This window comes from Shewanella sp. (assembly GCF_013214165.1).
Taxonomy (GTDB): domain Bacteria; phylum Pseudomonadota; class Gammaproteobacteria; order Enterobacterales; family Shewanellaceae; genus Shewanella.
Map to the genome: position 1 here is coordinate 63,740 of NZ_JABSSM010000004.1, position 17,098 is coordinate 80,837.

11 protein-coding genes, 1 tRNA gene and 1 pseudogene are annotated in these 17,098 nt (G+C 47.7%); 7 read left to right on the forward strand and 6 right to left on the reverse strand.

Annotated elements, in window-relative coordinates:
* Nucleotides 1-40: 40 nt before the first annotated feature.
* Nucleotides 41-2,410 (reverse strand): phosphoenolpyruvate synthase, encoded by a 2,370-nt coding sequence (gene ppsA / locus HRU42_RS02165; protein WP_295028601.1) that lies wholly within the window; start codon nucleotides 2,408-2,410, stop codon nucleotides 41-43.
* A 126-nt stretch (nucleotides 2,411-2,536) separates the two neighbouring features.
* On the opposite strand from ppsA, the gene HRU42_RS02170 reads away from it, so the two are divergent.
* The 4 genes from HRU42_RS02170 to HRU42_RS02185 all read left to right on the forward strand — a co-directional run bounded on the left by HRU42_RS02170 (nucleotide 2,537) and on the right by HRU42_RS02185 (nucleotide 6,062).
* The gene (locus HRU42_RS02170; RefSeq protein WP_295028603.1) at nucleotides 2,537-3,349 is read left to right on the forward strand and encodes a pyruvate, water dikinase regulatory protein; all 813 of its coding nucleotides are present in this window, start codon (nucleotides 2,537-2,539) and stop codon (nucleotides 3,347-3,349) included.
* Nucleotides 3,350-3,514: 165 nt separating this feature from the next.
* Nucleotides 3,515-4,579, forward strand: coding sequence for a 3-deoxy-7-phosphoheptulonate synthase (locus HRU42_RS02175; protein ID WP_295028605.1), 1,065 nt, complete (start codon nucleotides 3,515-3,517; stop codon nucleotides 4,577-4,579).
* 173 nt (nucleotides 4,580-4,752) lie between these two features.
* Nucleotides 4,753-5,181, forward strand: a complete 429-nt coding sequence (locus tag HRU42_RS02180) for an acyl-CoA thioesterase (protein WP_295028607.1) — start codon at nucleotides 4,753-4,755, stop codon at nucleotides 5,179-5,181.
* Nucleotides 5,182-5,402: 221 nt separating this feature from the next.
* On the forward strand, nucleotides 5,403-6,062 hold the full coding sequence (locus tag HRU42_RS02185) for a response regulator transcription factor (protein WP_295028609.1): 660 nt from the start codon (nucleotides 5,403-5,405) through the stop codon (nucleotides 6,060-6,062).
* Between the two features lie 99 nt (nucleotides 6,063-6,161).
* On the opposite strand, the pseudogene HRU42_RS02190 reads toward HRU42_RS02185, so the two are convergent.
* The 3 genes and pseudogenes from HRU42_RS02190 to HRU42_RS02200 form a co-directional block, all read right to left on the reverse strand.
* Nucleotides 6,162-6,412, reverse strand: a pseudogene (locus tag HRU42_RS02190) (FAD-binding oxidoreductase); the annotation flags it as partial.
* Between the two features lie 256 nt (nucleotides 6,413-6,668).
* Nucleotides 6,669-7,277: a fumarylacetoacetate hydrolase family protein gene (locus HRU42_RS02195; RefSeq protein ID WP_295028612.1), complete on the reverse strand. Its 609-nt coding sequence runs from the start codon at nucleotides 7,275-7,277 to the stop codon at nucleotides 6,669-6,671.
* Nucleotides 7,278-7,395: 118 nt separating this feature from the next.
* Nucleotides 7,396-10,818, reverse strand: coding sequence for a PAS domain-containing hybrid sensor histidine kinase/response regulator (locus HRU42_RS02200; protein WP_295028613.1), 3,423 nt, complete (start codon nucleotides 10,816-10,818; stop codon nucleotides 7,396-7,398).
* 178 nt (nucleotides 10,819-10,996) lie between these two features.
* Here HRU42_RS02200 and acs point away from each other — a divergent pair, with 178 nt between their 5' ends.
* The 3 genes from acs (at nucleotide 10,997) to HRU42_RS02215 (ending at nucleotide 15,196) form a co-directional block, all read left to right on the forward strand.
* On the forward strand, nucleotides 10,997-12,949 hold the full coding sequence (gene acs, locus HRU42_RS02205) for an acetate--CoA ligase (RefSeq protein WP_295028616.1): 1,953 nt from the start codon (nucleotides 10,997-10,999) through the stop codon (nucleotides 12,947-12,949).
* Between the two features lie 166 nt (nucleotides 12,950-13,115).
* On the forward strand, nucleotides 13,116-14,861 hold the full coding sequence (locus HRU42_RS02210) for a DEAD/DEAH box helicase (protein ID WP_295028735.1): 1,746 nt from the start codon (nucleotides 13,116-13,118) through the stop codon (nucleotides 14,859-14,861).
* Between the two features lie 65 nt (nucleotides 14,862-14,926).
* Nucleotides 14,927-15,196 (forward strand): GrxA family glutaredoxin, encoded by a 270-nt coding sequence (locus HRU42_RS02215; protein WP_013051073.1) that lies wholly within the window; start codon nucleotides 14,927-14,929, stop codon nucleotides 15,194-15,196.
* A gap of 94 nt (nucleotides 15,197-15,290) precedes the next feature.
* Here HRU42_RS02215 and HRU42_RS02220 read toward each other — a convergent pair whose 3' ends face one another.
* Nucleotides 15,291-16,445, reverse strand: coding sequence for a DcaP family trimeric outer membrane transporter (locus HRU42_RS02220; protein ID WP_295028620.1), 1,155 nt, complete (start codon nucleotides 16,443-16,445; stop codon nucleotides 15,291-15,293).
* A gap of 242 nt (nucleotides 16,446-16,687) precedes the next feature.
* Nucleotides 16,688-16,784, reverse strand: a tRNA-OTHER gene (locus HRU42_RS02225).
* Between the last annotated feature and the right edge of the window lie 314 nt (nucleotides 16,785-17,098).

The following is a 17,098-nucleotide window of genomic DNA, read 5'->3' on the forward strand; positions in this document are numbered from 1 at the left end:
TAGCGGCTTTTAAGATTAGCTTATTCTATATTAAGAATAATTAACCCTGTTCTTTACCCAGGTACAACCAGGTATCGAGAACAGTATCGGGATTCAGTGATACCGAATCTATGCCTTGCTCGACTAACCAGGCAGCAAAATCGGCATGATCTGAAGGTCCTTGACCACAGATCCCAACATAAGCACCCTTATCCTTGGCAGCTTTAATGGCCATAGCCAGCAGGATCTTAACGGCTTCGTTGCGCTCATCAAACAGATGGCTGATGATACCTGAGTCGCGATCCAGACCTAGCGTCAACTGAGTCAAATCGTTAGAACCGATAGAGAAACCATCGAAGTACTCTAGGAACTGCTCCGCAAGCAGTGCATTAGAAGGCAGTTCACACATCATGATGACGCGAAGACCATCTTTACCGCGCTCGAGACCTTCCTCTTTAAGCAGTTCAATCACTTGAGCCGCTTCACCTAACGTACGGACGAATGGGATCATGATCTCGACGTTAGTCAGACCCATCTCATTACGCACCCGCTTGATTGCCTCACACTCGAGTGCGAAACAGTCACGGAAAGAATCAGAGATGTAGCGACTGGCGCCACGGAAACCTAACATAGGGTTCTCTTCTTCAGGCTCGTATCTGTCACCGCCCACCAAGTTAGCGTATTCGTTCGACTTAAAATCAGACATACGAATAATCACTTTCTTCGGATAGAAAGCTGATGCGATTGTCGCCATGCCTTCAACTAGGCGTGCAATATAGAACTCAACCGGCGATGAGTAACCCGCGATCATCTCGTGGATCTCTTGCTGAAGCTCAGCATCTTGCTGATTGAACTCGAGTAACGCCTTAGGGTGAATACCGATCATGCGGTTGATGATGAACTCAAGACGCGCAAGGCCAACACCGGCATTAGGCAGACGAGCAAAATCAAACGCCCTGTCCGGATTACCCACGTTCATCATGATCTTAATCGGCAGATCAGGCATAGAATCTACACGAGATGACGTGACTTCGAAGTCCTGAATGCCTTCATAGATGAAACCAGTATCGCCTTCGGAGCAAGACACTGTGATTTTTTGACCCGTCTTGATGCGTTCGGTCACGTCACCACAACCTACGACGGCAGGTACGCCTAATTCACGGGCGATGATCGCCGCGTGGCACGTACGGCCACCGCGGTTGGTGATAATTGCGCTGGCGCGCTTCATGATAGGCTCCCAATCGGGATCTGTCATATCGGTAACCAGTACGTCACCCTCTTTGATCTGGTCCATGTCTGCTATCGAAGTCAGTACCTTAGCCACACCACTGCCTATCTTATGACCGATGGCGCGGCCTTCACAGAGAACCTCACCCTTAGTCTTAAGATGATAGCGCTCAATCAACTGTACATCTTCACGAGAACGCACGGTCTCAGGGCGAGCCTGTACGATGTAAAGCTTGCCATCATTGCCATCTTTAGCCCACTCGATGTCCATTGGACGTCCGTAGTGCTTTTCGATAACCATGGCCTGCTTAGCCAGCTCCATGACTTCAGCATCATTAATAGAGAATTCGCGGCGCTTATCGGCGGCAACGTCTTCAATCTTGACTTGCTTACCATGGGCCTCATCATCAGAATACACCATCTGAATCAGTTTGCTGCCTATGTTGCGGCGAACAACCGCTTGATGACCGGCCGTTAAAATGGGCTTATGGACATAAAACTCATCCGGGTTAACCGCACCTTGAACAACCATCTCCCCTAGGCCAAATGAAGAGGTAATAAATACCACATCATTATTGCCCGACTCTGTGTCCATGGTGAACATAACACCAGAGGCGGCAGTGTCGGAGCGAACCATGCGCTGCACACCGGCAGACAGGGCGACACCTTTATGGTCGTAACCTTGGTGAACACGATAAGAGATAGCACGGTCGTTGAACAAGGAGGCAAATACATGCTTCATTGCGACCAGAACCGCGTCATAGCCTTTAACGTTAAGAAAAGTTTCTTGCTGACCGGCAAATGAAGCATCGGGCATATCTTCTGCTGTCGCCGAAGAGCGAACCGCAAAAGATGCATCCTTAGTTTCAGAGGAAAGTTTGTCGTAAGAATCTCTTACGGCCTCCTCAAATTCGGGGTGGAATGGGGTATCGATCACCCATTGTCTGATCTGTGCACCGGCTGTAGCGAGTGCGTTCACATCATCTACATCTAGACTGTCCAGAACGTCGTATATCTTCTGGTTAAGTCCGCTTTGTTCAAGGAATTCGTTGAACGCGTAAGAGGTGGTGGCAAAACCGCCGGGCACTTGAACGCCCGCGTTAGCTAGATTGCTAATCATCTCTCCAAGAGAAGCATTTTTACCGCCGACCTTGTTGACGTCACCCATGCCTAATTCTTGATACCAGAGTACATATTGCTGCACAGTTCTATCTCCGCAAGTTTATTTCAGTGTGGCCCCTTCACAGGAGGGCAGCGGCATTTTACACTCCATCGCAACAAGCGTAAATCTATAATTTTATTTGTAATTTTATTACTACAAGAGGTCAAAATGTTACGTAAAGTTTTCTATATCTCAGACGGTACCGCCATCACGGCAGAGGTGTTCGGCCATGCGGTTTTATCTCAGTTTCCCATTGAATTTGATGCACTTACAATTCCTTTTGTCGAAACAGAAGCTAAAGCTAATACAATTAAAGCCCAAATAGATGATTGTTTTATTACAACAGGTGAACGTCCTCTGGTGTTCCATTCTATCGTCAAACCTGAGATTCGAGACATCATCTTCAGCAGTGAAGGCATAGATTATGATTTTTTGAACACTTTTGTCGCGCCATTAGAGCAACAATTAGGAATGAAGGCCTCTCCCGTGGTTCATCGAACTCATGGCAAGGGTAATGAAGGCTACGAGGCTCGAATAGAAGCCATCAATTACACCATGGACAATGATGACGGCCAGACATTGAAGAATATCGATCAGGCCGATCTGGTATTATTAGGTGTGTCTCGTTGTGGCAAGACGCCAAGCAGTCTCTACCTTTCGCTACAGTTCGGCATTAAAGCCGCCAACTATCCTTTTGTCGAAGATGACATGGATAACCTCAAACTTCCCCCAGAGCTTAAACGTAATAAGAAAAAACTATTCGGTCTAACCATAGATCCGGTGCGTCTGCATGAGATACGCCAGAGCCGCATGGAGAACAGCCGTTACTCCTCATTGCGTCAATGTCGCATCGAAGTCAAGGAGGTTGAAATGATGTACAAACGCGAGCGTATCCCTTATGTAGACACCACCAATCATTCGGTCGAAGAGATAGCCACTAAGATCCTCGATGTCACCGGACTGAAACGTCACATGTTCTAGAAAACGGTTGAAACTGGTTACATATTCACTTATTTGGCCACTTATATGCACAGAGAGCCGAAATTAGCCTCACTTTTCGTGATTAAGGCGCTGTGCATCTTTAAACTATTCGTTATAATCCGCAGTAATCAGGCTAAATGCCCTTAGACACGCTCGGTACAATGAATGACCATTAAAACAGACGAACTACGCACCACTTTATTATGTAAGGCAATTTCTCCCGCTAAATTAGCTTCTGAGTATCCCCTCACACAAGAGGCTGCCGACTACCTAGTGCAACAGCGACGCGAAGTCGAAGCTATCTTGACCGGTGAAGATCCCAGACTCCTAGTTATCATAGGTCCTTGCTCTATTCATGACACCAAGGCGGCGATAGAATATGCGCAGCGTTTGGCAAAATTGCATATGGAGCTGAAAGACGATCTGTGTATTCTGATGCGCGTCTACTTCGAGAAGCCCAGAACCACGGTCGGCTGGAAAGGACTCATCTCAGATCCCGATCTCGATGGCAGTTTCAACGCCAACAAGGGACTTCGTCTCGCCCGTGAATTATTGCAGAAAATTACCGAACTTAAGCTGCCTATCGCAACCGAGTTCCTCGATATGGTGAACGGTCAGTATATCGCCGACCTGATCACTTGGGGAGCCGTTGGCGCACGTACCACTGAGAGCCAAATTCACCGTGAGATGGCATCGGCCTTATCTTGCCCCGTTGGCTTCAAGAATGGCACCGACGGCAACATCAATATTGCCATTGATGCCGTACGCGCAGCGAAAGAGCCACACATCTTCTATTCTCCGGATAAAGATGGTGCCATGGCGGTTTATCGCACCAGTGGTAACCCATTTGGGCACATCATACTACGTGGTGGCAAGCAACCTAACTATCACGCTGAAGACATCAATGCCGCTGCTGAGCAACTGAAAAGCTTAGGTGTTTCCCATCGTATGGTTGTCGATTTTAGCCACGGCAACAGCCAGAAAAAACATGCCCAGCAACTCATCGTCGCCGACAGCATCATCAAACAGATGAGCGAGGGCTCGACGGCTATCGCAGGTATCATGGCCGAAAGCTTCATCGAAGAGGGTAACCAGAAGGTGATCCCAGGACAGGCGCTGGTCTATGGTAAGAGCATCACAGATGCCTGTTTGCATTGGGATGACTCGGAGAAACTGCTTCGCTCTCTCGCTAAAGCATCGAGAGACAGAATGAATAAGCTTAGTTCGTAAAGGCTAATGCCGTAAAAAGGCTTTTCAGCATTGCTGGGAAGCCTTTTTTGATCTAAACCTATTAACGCTACTATTATGCAGCGTTAATAGGTTTCTCTAGCTGGGAAATTTCACAATATTTTTGCCCCTTATACCTCCCCCACATTACCCTAGCATAACCTTAAGGTTGCCGTATGCCATTGCCCCAAACCCCCGAATCTCGTTCAGCAGTGATGAATGCCCGTATTGAACAATCCGAAGCCCGTGTCATCAAGGCCATATTTCCGTCCATCACCAATCACCATAACACCCTCTTCGGTGGCGAGGCTTTGGCCTGGATGGACGAAACCGCCTTTATTGCCGCCACTCGCTTCTGCCGTAAGCCTCTGGTGACAGTGAGCTCGGACAGGATTGATTTTAACAAGGCTATTCCTGCTGGCAGCCTGGCCGAAATTATCGCCAGGGTTATCCATGTGGGTAATACCTCTTTGAAAGTCGAGGTGAATATTTTTGTCGAAGACATGTATAAGGACCATAGAGAGCATGCCATTCGAGGCGTCTTCACCTTCGTTGCCATAGATGATGACAGACAACCTACTCAGGTCTGGACCCAAGAGCCATAAATCATCAAAGGCAGTGACGATAATCACTGCCTCGAGGATCTGATTATTGCCCGATGATTTTCATCCCCCTGAAGCTCCCTATGCATCTGTTAGACTAAAGTCGAACAAAACTGGGGTTGAAGGCTAAAGACCACCAAATACCCATAAACCAATAGTCCCCCCCATACTTTTTCTGTTACATTGATGCAATCTTCACGCGCAACGAAATAAAATATAAAGCCATGAAGCTAGAAAATTTAAACATTATTATTGCCGATGACCACCCGCTGTTTCGTAACGCCTTACGACAAGCCTTGAGTGGTCCCTTCTCTGACACCAACTGGTTCGAAGCAGACAGTGCCGATGCACTTCAGAGCCTACTTGAAAATAAACAGCAGGCCTATGATTTAGTCATGTTAGACCTTCAAATGCCTGGCTCCCACGGGTATTCGACCCTTATCCATCTGCGCACTCATTTTGCCGATCTTCCAGTCATAGTTATCTCCGCCTATGAAGATAATATGACCATCAGCCGTGCCGTCCATTATGGTAGCTCAGGATTTATTCCTAAGTCATCTTCGATGGAAACACTGGCTACGGCCCTAACCTCGGTACTCTATGGAGATATCTGGTTACCGGATCATGCCGAGATACAGGAAATAAAGGAAGACGCTAGCGCCCTTGTGGCCAGTAAGCTTGCCGATCTCACTCCACAACAATACAAGGTGCTGCAGATGTTTGCCGAAGGCTTACTCAATAAGCAGATAGCCTATGACTTAGGCGTATCGGAAGCCACCATCAAGGCTCATGCCACGGCGATATTTCGTAAGTTAGGCGTGAGAAATCGCACCCAAGCCGTTATCTCATTGCAGCAGCTAGAGATGGAAAAAGTAGAACTCTAGTCAAAATCAGCTGCACTTGAGCGAAAAAGCCAATCTGTTTAGATTGGTTTTTTGTTTATGGGAAATCATCAACAAAATTGATAAAAGCAATGAAGAGCATTAACGAAAATGTTCCATCATCCGGTAGTTGGTCATCCCCATAGCCATAACCAGATTGCCCAGGCATTCATTCATGGGAAGGCGAATATGTTTCATCCCGGCAAACAAGTCAAACTCAGTTAACTGACCTATGATTGCCTTGGCATGATCTCCCCCATGACATGGGACGTAGCCAGCCCATGGCCCGAGTATCCTTGGCAATAAAACACATTTGGCGATACTTTACCCAGCTGTGGAATACGATTAATCAGGCTGTTTTCTCGTCAACACACAGGGCTGAATATTTTACAAAGCGCGAGAGACAAGACCTCTTTAAGGTTATACGCAGGGCAGTGCATGCATAATGCGCCAGGTGAGAGTCATTTATTTTTACGAAGGGGCCATTCTTAATAACAAAAAGTAGCAACAGAAACGAGTAACACAAAGCAGTAACAGCAAGGCAAGGCTGAGCGCCTTGCCTTAAGCTGGGTTAGCCATTTTACACAAGCTAAAATTGAGGGGTGGGATTTATTTAGCGGTCCAATGGACTTGTGTTAGCAGCTCTTTGTCGTATAGCCTAGCGCTGAACTTATCGTCTCTGTTAACGACCCCAACCCCTTTCGGCGTGCCTGTCATCACGATATCACCATCGCTTAAACTCATAAAACTCTGTATCTCAGCCAAGACTTGCTCAGGTTTATTCAGCATTAACGCGATATTGCCAACTTGTACCAGCTCATCATTGATCATCAGCTCAAATGTCAGGCTCTCGCTGATATTTTCGATGGCCACAAATTCAGAAAATACCACAGAGCCATCGAACGCCTTGGCTCTCTCCCAGGGAAGGCCCTTGGCTTTAAGCCGACTCTGCAGGCCACGTTTTGTAAGGTCTAGTCCAAGGCCTACGGCACTAAATTGTCCATTCTCAACTACAAAACATAACTCGGCCTCATAATGTATCGCCTCTTGATGAAAACTCATCAGCTCAGTTGAGATCGCTGAATTGGGCTTAAGGAACAGCACCATCTCATCGGGAATTTCATTATCGAGCTCCTTGATGTGGTCAACATAGTTGCGACCCACACACACGATTTTCGACGGCCTTAGGACTCTATTATTAACGACTACTGTTTGCATCAAGATTCACTCCAAATCATAGAACTAGATCACTGTGTCAAAACATCTTCATAAAAAGGACGACTCGATAGCGCTGGCGATCACATGACCAGCTGACACATTCGACTCTCATTGTTTATCACTTCACCAGACTCGAAATCAAGGCTCTCAACGCGGCGGGCTTCACCATTTTCGCCATATAACGATATCCCTTGCGCTCAACTTCATCCACCAGCTCTTTATTGGTATTAGCGGTAATAAGGATACCAGGAAGATGACTGCCATATAGGGCACGTATGTCATCCATGGCATCGACACCATTTTCATCATTATCCAGATGATAATCGGCTAATACTATGTCTGGGGCGACCCCTTTGAGGCCCAGTTTGATTCTGGCATCGGCAAGATCGGTGGCACAGATCACTTCACACTGCCAACGACTGAGTAAACTCTCCAACCCCGCCAAAATTGTTTCTTCATTATCGATGCACAGTACCTTAACACCGGCTAAAGGCTGGATCATAGCGGCCGTTTTTTTCACCTGCGTCTCAGTAATTGCCTTGCCTAGGGGGACACTAATTGAGAAAACTGAGCCTTGACCAAGAATTGAATCCACCTTGATATCATGCCCCAGTACCCGACTGATCCGATCGGCAATGGCTAAACCAAGACCCAGACCGCTAACGCTCTTACTGGTGGGGTTATCCAGACGCTTAAACTCTTTGAAAATCTCCGACGTTTCACTCTCATCGATACCACACCCCGTATCCAGAACCTGGATCTCCAGATGTTCTCCACGATGGCGGCAGCCTACTAAGACGCGTTTCCCCTTGGCGTAGCGATAGGCATTAGTCAAAAAGTTTTGTAATACCCGCCTGAGCAGACTCAGATCTGAATTAACAGACGCAGTACTTGGCACCATACTAAACTTGATCTGATAATCTTGGGCCATGGCGGTAAATTCTACCGACAATCCATCGAGCAATTCTGAAATAGCAAAGTCACGGCGATTGACATCCACCACGCCCGAGTCAAGCTTAGAGATATCCAACAGATCCGAGAGCAGCTCACCAGCAATCTTCAGCGAGCTGTTTACATGGGAAAGTGTCGTCTTGCTCTCCTGATCTAAATTTGGATATTGAGACAAGGAGGCGGTAAATAATCTCGCCGCATTTAAGGGCTGCATCAAGTCATGGCCCACAGCGGCCAAAAACTTACTCTTAGAGGCGTTAGCCATCTCTTCCTGGGTCTTAGACTCCAATAACTGACTGTTTAACATCGCCAGCTCATAGGTCCTCTCCTTCACCCTAGCCTCCAGAGAATCGTTCACCTCCTGCAGGGCCTTAGCATGTTCACGATACTGAGTAATATCGGTGAAGGTCATCACGAAACCGCCACCTGGCATAGGGTTTCCCTGTATTTTGATCACCTTGCCGTCTTGCCTTTCTCGCTCCGACACATGGGCGGTGCCGTTTATCATGTGCTGCACCCGCTTACTCACCTGCTCCTCAATTTCCCCCTGACCACAAAAGCCTCGCTCGGCGTTGAAACGCACCACCTCACTGATGGGCATTCCCTCCTTGAGAAAACCTGGTGGATATTGATATAGCTCGGAGTATTTATGATTCCAGGCCACCAGATTTAAGTCCTTATCCACCACACTCATGCCTTCATAGGCGTGTTCTATGGCGCCGCGCAGCATGTCTTGGCTAAGAATTATCTTGGAAGAGGCTTCATCAACCAGATTAAATACCTCATCCAATGCCAGATCCCTGCCCTGCAACACAGAATCCATCACCAAGGCCGCACTCGAGCCCCCTAAGACCCCAGCCAAGATATGCTCAGTGTGAGCGATAAGCTCGGCAGGCGCCGCCTTATGCCAACTGTCACTCTTGACTGCTGCTTCGGAAAACCGAGAAAAACTCTCGTAGGCGCGAGTCGAGCTGACGAACCGGCTCGCCAGGATCAAGAGATCTTGCTGAGAGATAGGTGCTCCCTTGCGGCTGCTACTGTTCTTAAGCTCCCCGGGAGTCACAAACTGACTGGCTTGAATACGCTCAGATACTCCGGCTCTAAACCAGATAGAGCCTAAGATATAGCAGGCTAAGTTGGCGAGTAAGGCGGTTAGAATGTCTCTTACATTGGGATTAATCGTCTCCAGCAGGCCAAAATCGCTGCCAAACACACCGCTAGCATCACTCGCTCCCTTGACTAAGATGTAACACCAGAGACCAAAACCTACCAGCAGGCCAAGTAACACTCCAGAGCGATTGCCATGCTTCCAATACATACCCCCTATGAGCGCGGGGCCCAGTTGAGCGAAGGCGCCGAAAGATAACATTCCCAGCGCCGAGAGGGAGTCGCTGTCCTTAAAGGTGAGATAGCTGAAATAACCTAAGCTTAAGATGACAATGATGGACAAGCGGCGGGCATTGAGCAAAAAATGAGAAAATTGACTGAAATTTTTCTGCTTAATTTTGCCGGTGCGTAACATGATGGGCACCAACCATTCGTTACTCACCATCACGCTGATGGTCACCACTGCAACCACCACCATGCCGGTCGCGGCAGAAAGTGTACCCAGTAGAGCCACCACGGCCAACATGGGTTGATCTAAGGCTAAAGGTAAATTAATCACATAAGTATCTGCGGCAACCGAATCCCCTAAGATCAGCTTTCCAGCTAAGGCTAATGGCGCGACAAACAGGCCAAACAGCAATAGATAGATGGGAAATATCCAGCGCGCCTTTAATAGACTTTTCTCATCGATACACTCCACCATCATCACATGGAACTGTCTGGGCATGCACAGGAAAGCCGCCATTCCCACCAAGAGCTGAGGCATCAAGGACTCCACTCTGAGGTTAGGCTCGCTGATCAAGTTTCGCTGTGCCGCCTGGCGCCAGATATCACCGAAACCATCGAAATAACCAAAACTTATCACCACACCGACGAGTAAAAATGCCGCTAACTTGACCAAAGACTCGAAGGCTATGGCCAACATCATCCCGGGGTTATGCTCGGTAGCATCGAGTTTTCGGGTACCAAATAAGATGGCAAACACGGCCAGTACAGCTGTGATGATCAAGGATATCTGGGCACCATCGAAGGGAGAGTCATCGGGCTGAAACAAATTCAGGCTAAACACCATGGCCTTAAGCTGCAAGGCGATATAGGGCATGATGCCAAATAGCGCAATTAAGGTGACGATGACCGCGAGTAATTGAGACTTGCCATACCGGGCGGCAATAAAATCCGCCACCGAAGTGATGTTATGGGTTTTAGAGACAATCACCATCTTTCGCAGCAGACCGAAGCCTAAGGTAAAGATGAGAATGGGGCCGATAAATATAGGCAAGAAAGACCAGAGGTCTTGGGCCGACTGGCCGACGGTGCCGAGAAAACTCCAGGATGAACAGTAAACAGCTAGACTCAAGCCATAGATCCAGACTTGGATCTTCTTGGTTATTTTACTGAACCAACGCTCCGCTCCCCACGCGAGTAGGAAGAGCAGTAAAACATAAACAACGGCAATAACGCCAACCACTATGGTCAGATTCATATGACTCTCATATTTTTATGCTCATTGTGCGTTAAATAGAAGATTAAATCCAGACATGAGTTTATTGACAACAGACTAAAAACAAAGGATATTTTAGTACTAGACCAAGGTCTAATAGAGCAAATAGCCTCAAAACCTACATACTAAACCCAATCTCATTAGATATAAGGGAAGCCCCATGAGCACGCAGTCTCTCTACAAAGTTCCCAGCGAAATCGCTGAAAACGCACATATAAATGAAGCAAAATACAAAAAAATGTACCAAGAGTCGATTGTGGATCCTGAAGGTTTCTGGAGAGAGCACGGCCAACGTATCGATTGGATTAAGCCATTTACTCAGGTAAAGAAAACCTCATTCGACGATCATAACCTGTCAATCAATTGGTTCTATGACGGCACACTCAATGCCTCGGCCAACTGCTTAGACCGCCACCTTGAAAAAAATGCCGACAAGGTCGCCATTATCTGGGAAGGCGATGATGCTAAAGATCAGCGCACCATTACATACGGCCAATTGCACCAAGATGTGTGTAAGTTCGCCAATGCATTAAAAAGCCAAGGTGTGAGACGTGGCGATGTGGTCACCATATACATGCCCATGGTCCCGGAAGCTGCCGTTGCCATGTTGGCCTGTGCGCGCATTGGTGCGGTTCACTCGGTGATATTTGGTGGTTTCTCGCCAGACTCAATTGCAACACGCGTCATCGATGGTAACTCTAAGGTTATCGTCACCGCCGATGAAGGCGTGCGTGCCGGTCGCATTATTCCACTCAAGGCTAATATCGATCAGGCACTGTCTCACCCTGATGTGACTTGTGTAGAGCGTGTCATCGTTCTCGAGCGTACCGGTGGCGATGTCAACTGGCAAGAAGGCCGCGACATCAAGTGGGATACAGTCATGGAGACAGCGTCTGAGCATTGCGTCCCCGAAGAGATGGGCGCCGAAGATCCTCTATTCCTGCTTTATACTTCAGGTTCGACCGGTAATCCTAAAGGTGTATTACATACCACAGGTGGTTACCTGGTCTACGCGTCCATGACCCATGAATATGTGTTCGATTATAAAGACGGTGAAGTCTACTGGTGTACCGCTGATGTGGGTTGGATCACCGGCCACTCTTATATGGTCTATGGCCCGCTCGCCAATGGTGCCACAGTACTGATCCACGAAGGGGTCCCTAATTACCCAACACCTTCTCGTTTAGGTGAGATTGTCGACCGCCATAAAGTCAACATACTCTATACCGCACCGACGCTTATTCGCGCCCTGATGGCTGAAGGTAAGGAGCAATTTGATAACTTCGATGGCAGCTCTCTGCGCATCATGGGATCTGTGGGTGAACCCATCAACCCAGAAGCTTGGCGCTGGTATAACGAAGTCATAGGTCACGAGCAGTGTCCCATCGTCGATACCTGGTGGCAAACCGAAACTGGCGGGATCTTGATCAGTCCATTGCCCGGCGCTATCGACACTAAGCCTGGCTCGGCAACCCGCCCCTTCTTCGGCGTACAACCGGCCCTTGTCGATAACATGGGTAACATCCTAGAAGGCGTAGCCGAAGGCAATCTGGTGATACTCGATTCTTGGCCAGGACAGATGCGTACCGTATTTGGCGATCATGACAGATTTGCACTGACTTACTTCAAGACGTTCCGCGGCATGTACTTCACCGGTGACGGTGCAAAACGTGATGAAGACGGTTATTATTGGATAACGGGTCGCGTCGATGATGTGATCAATGTCTCGGGCCACAGACTCGGCACCGCCGAGGTAGAGAGCGCTTTAGTTTCACATGAAAGTGTGGCGGAAGCCGCTGTGGTAGGTTACCCCCATGACATCAAGGGTCAAGGCATTTACGCTTACGTCACGCTAACCAGAGGCACGGTCGAATCTGAAGAGCTTCGCCAAGATCTGAGAAAATGGGTGAGAAAAGAGATTGGCGCCCTGGCGACGCCGGATCTCATTCAATGGGCCGGCGGCCTGCCTAAGACACGTTCGGGTAAGATCATGCGCCGCTTCCTGAGAAAAATTGCCGCCAACGAAGTGACTAACTTAGGCGACTCATCGACACTGGCCGATCCGGCCGTGATCGATGTCTTGATCGAGTCTCGCCTTAACCGCAGCGAATAACTGATTTTCAGCTAGCCATGGTTCGAAGCTAGACATCTTAATTAGCCCCTCACGGAGGGGCTTTTTATTGCCTAAATATAACCCACCGGAAAAATTAATCAGGGGGAAACATAGCGAGTCAGGCATCGCACTGATATGCTTCGTCATCGGTATTTTTGAACAGCAGATTCTTGTGCAATTAAGAGACTATCAACAACAAGCGGTCGACTCGGCGGTAAAACACTTCAAGGCAAGTCCGGACTCAGCAGTACTGGTGCTGCCCACCGGAGCAGGTAAAAGCATAGTGATTGCCGAGCTGGCCCGAATCGCCAATGGCAGAGTCTTGGTCTTGACCCATGTTAAGGAGCTGGTTGCACAAAATGCCGAGAAAGTCGGCATCTTGACCACGGCCGCCGGGATCTATTCTGCCGGCTTGAATCAAAAATCCACACAAGATAAAACCATAGTCGCCAGCATCCAATCTGCGGTGAGAGCGCCGGAGAAGTTTAACCGGCCATTTTCCCTCGTCATCATAGATGAGTGTCACAGGATAAGTCAGGATAAAGACAGCCAATACCAACAGCTACTGACACACCTCAAGCGCATCAATCCCAAGATCAGGCTGCTGGGGCTCACCGCGACCCCCTACAGACTCGATCTCGGTTGGATCTATCGTCACCACTATCACGGCAAGGTAGGTAATCCGGACAAGGCGGTATTTGAGCAATGCATCTTCGAGCTCCCCATGCGGCCCTTGATAAAACGTGGCTACCTGAGCACACCTAAAATATTCGATGGTCTCAGTGCTCAATATGATTTCAGCTCCCTTAAGGCCTCAACTAGCGGCCAATATCAAGAAGCCGAAGTCAATGACTTACTCAGCCATTGCGGCCGGGCAACCACGGCCATCGTTAAACAACTGGTGCAGATAGGTGCCAGCAGACAAGGCGTGATCATCTTTGCCGCCACTGTGCGTCACGCCGAAGAGATCCTCAAACTATTTTCTGCAGAGTCAGCGGCGCTGATCACAGGCAAGACCAGCACCGAGCAACGCGATAGCCTGATTGAGCAATTTAAATCCAGGAAGATTAAGTACCTGATCAACGTCGCCGTATTAACCACAGGCTTCGATGCCCCCCATGTGGATCTGATCGCCATTCTCCGCCCGACGGCTTCGGTGAGCCTGTTCCAGCAGATGGTCGGTCGAGGCTTGAGAATATGTGAAGGGAAATCTGAATGCCTGATCATAGACTATGCCGCCAACGGCTACGATCTCTACTTTCCTGAAGTGGGTCAAAACAAGCCAAACAGTAAGTCCGTTCCGGTACAGGTGCACTGCCCAGTGTGCGATTTCGCTAATATCTTCTGGGGCCTGGTCGATGACGATGGTGACATTATCGAGCACTTCGGCCGGCGCTGTCAGGCGTTAATCGAACAAGATGGCCAGAAAAAACAATGTGATTTCAGGTTTAGATCTAAAGCCTGCCCAAACTGCGGTGCAGAAAATGATATTGCGGCCAAGATTTGTCATAGTTGCGATGCCATGTTGATCGATCCAGATAAACGCCTCAAAGAGGTACTGCAGCAGAAACACCACCACCTGTTTAAGTGCGACGTCATGTTATTCGAAGAGGACAAGGACAAGCTAAAAATAAGATACATAGACATCGACGGTAACGATTTTTGTCAGTATTTCAATTTTCAGACCAAGGCGCAGATCCGCGCCTTCTATGCCATATTTGTGCTATCACACACCCGAACGCCAGGGCTAAAACACCCGAGATACAGCAAGGTACAAGAGGTGATAGCAAGCCGAGACCTGTTTCGCAAACCTGATATGTTGTTACTTAAAAAGCATAAAAAGGGCTGGGATCTGCAGGAAACCTTCTTCGATTATCAAGGCCGTTACCAAACCGGAAATAACTTTCTCTAATAGAGAATATGCAATTTAAGCCTGATTATGGTATAAAAGTAGCGACTAAATTTTCAGGAGTTCATATGTTTGTCGTAATTTTTGGCCGTCCAGGCTGTCCTTACTGTGTTAGAGCGGTACAACTTTCAGAGCAACTCGTTGAAGCTCGCGATGACTTTAAATTTAAGTATATCGATATCCATGCAGAAGGGATCAGCAAGGCGGATCTTGAAAAAACGGTCGGTAAGCCTGTTGAAACTGTCCCACAGATCTTCATCGATAAAGAACACGTTGGTGGTTGCACCGAGTTTGAACAGTATGTCAGAGACAATCAATTACTTTCAGCTCCGGCTTAACCTATAAGATTGTATTCTCAATTCTCGACTAAAAAAGGAGGCTCAGGCCTCCTTTTTTGTTCTTGCTACTTAATAACTAGCCTAGAGCTTAGTATTAGAGCACATATTTCACCGAGAATATGACACGGTTTAACTCGCCATTATCCCCATTTTGTTTAGTGTTGTCTGCATACATATACTCGACACCCACTGTCAATGGCTTAACCGGTGAATAGAGTAAGTTAGCATAAGCAGAATATGATTCTTTGTTTACCCCTCCCCCCGTTAGTGCTTCATTATTGTCAGCCTTAAATCCAGAGAGCGTGAAGCTTGAACGCCACTTATCGGTCCACCAGTGACGATATGAAGCAAAGCCACCATAAGAGCTGATGGTTTCAATCTCACCATTGGCATCTAATACACCGGCGTTAACGTAGTTCAGCGCCATGTAACGGCCTAAACCATCTCCTACAGTAGCAGAGAGCTTAATATCATCGTCACCGACTGGAATGACTCCTGTGAAGCTCACACCGTAACCCATTTCTTGGGTATCGAGATTGTCGATCTCAACATTAAGCTGTCTCGCCAATCCCGCAACTGTGTATTTTGCGCCGCCTTCAGTCTTAAAATTATAACGAGCCACAAAATCTGGCACCATGCCACTGCCACTGGTGATACGAGAGCTTAATCCGCTAGTATCAACATAACTATTCACTGTCGTTTCAGGATTCTCTAGCGAAAACTGGAAGCCGCCATTGGTATAACGGACAATAGTTTGACGAACAAAAGGTGTGCCTTCGGCCGCACCGACAAAGTCGAGATTCTCAGGAAGTGCACCTGGGTTCTGAAACGTGGACCATGTTTGACCCACTGTCCAGTTATCATAACTGACGAAGGCATGTCTGATCCGCGGAGAATAACTATTAGATACTCGCTCATTACCATCGGCATGGGTAAAAAAATCGAGTTCGATGAAGCCAGAAAGTTTATGACCATCGATATCTGTGCTGGTCTTAAAATTGAAACGGGACTCACGAGCCTGAAAATCGACAACTTGATTGCCGTTACTCGTATCACCGTAGATTGTCCCTGGTACATAGAACTGCCTAGACAGATTACTGGAATCTGGAGCACCATTACTGTAATCACTGAACATCACATCAGCTTTAACATAGCCTCCAAACGTAAACTCTGTATCACCCGCTTGCGCCCCTGCGCTGATAGCTAACATAGTCGCCATGGCTACTATGCTCATCTTTGCTTGTCTCATTATCTCTCTCCCATATTATTATTTTACTCTTTACAAGAATATGAACTAGATGATAACAGAACTACATTAGCAAAACGTCTATGAGACAAAAGTATACAATTAACACCAAGAACGTAACATTAAGATCTTATTGGGTATTCCATTTTAAGTGCAGATTTTAGGTGCTGAGATGTGAAGCGCTGGATTTGACGTATTCAGGAAAACAAGATTTGAACCAGATTTAGGAGTGACCACCTCAGAAGTGGTGGGCCGTGAAGGATTCGAACCTTCGACCAATTGCTAAAAAAGAGCAAGCCAACTGCCTATTCATTGGTAGAGAGTCAACTGAGCTAACAGCCCTTGCTGGTATTGCTTTTCTGAATCAATAATTGGTTGGGGTATATAAGATCTAAATTTTAGAAAGGAAAATCGATTTGAACCAGATTTAGGAGTGACCACCTCAGAAGTGGTGGGCCGTGAAGGATTCGAACCTTCGACCAATGTGGTAGTTAAGAGTAAAGCCAACTGCGCCCTTATTTAAAGCATCAACTGAGCTAATCTCTCTTCAACCGTTCCTCAGTTTATCCACCTAGAGGAAGTGGTGGGCCGTGAAGGATTCGAACCTTCGACCAATTGGTTAAAAGCCAACTGCTCTACCAACTGAGCTAACGGCC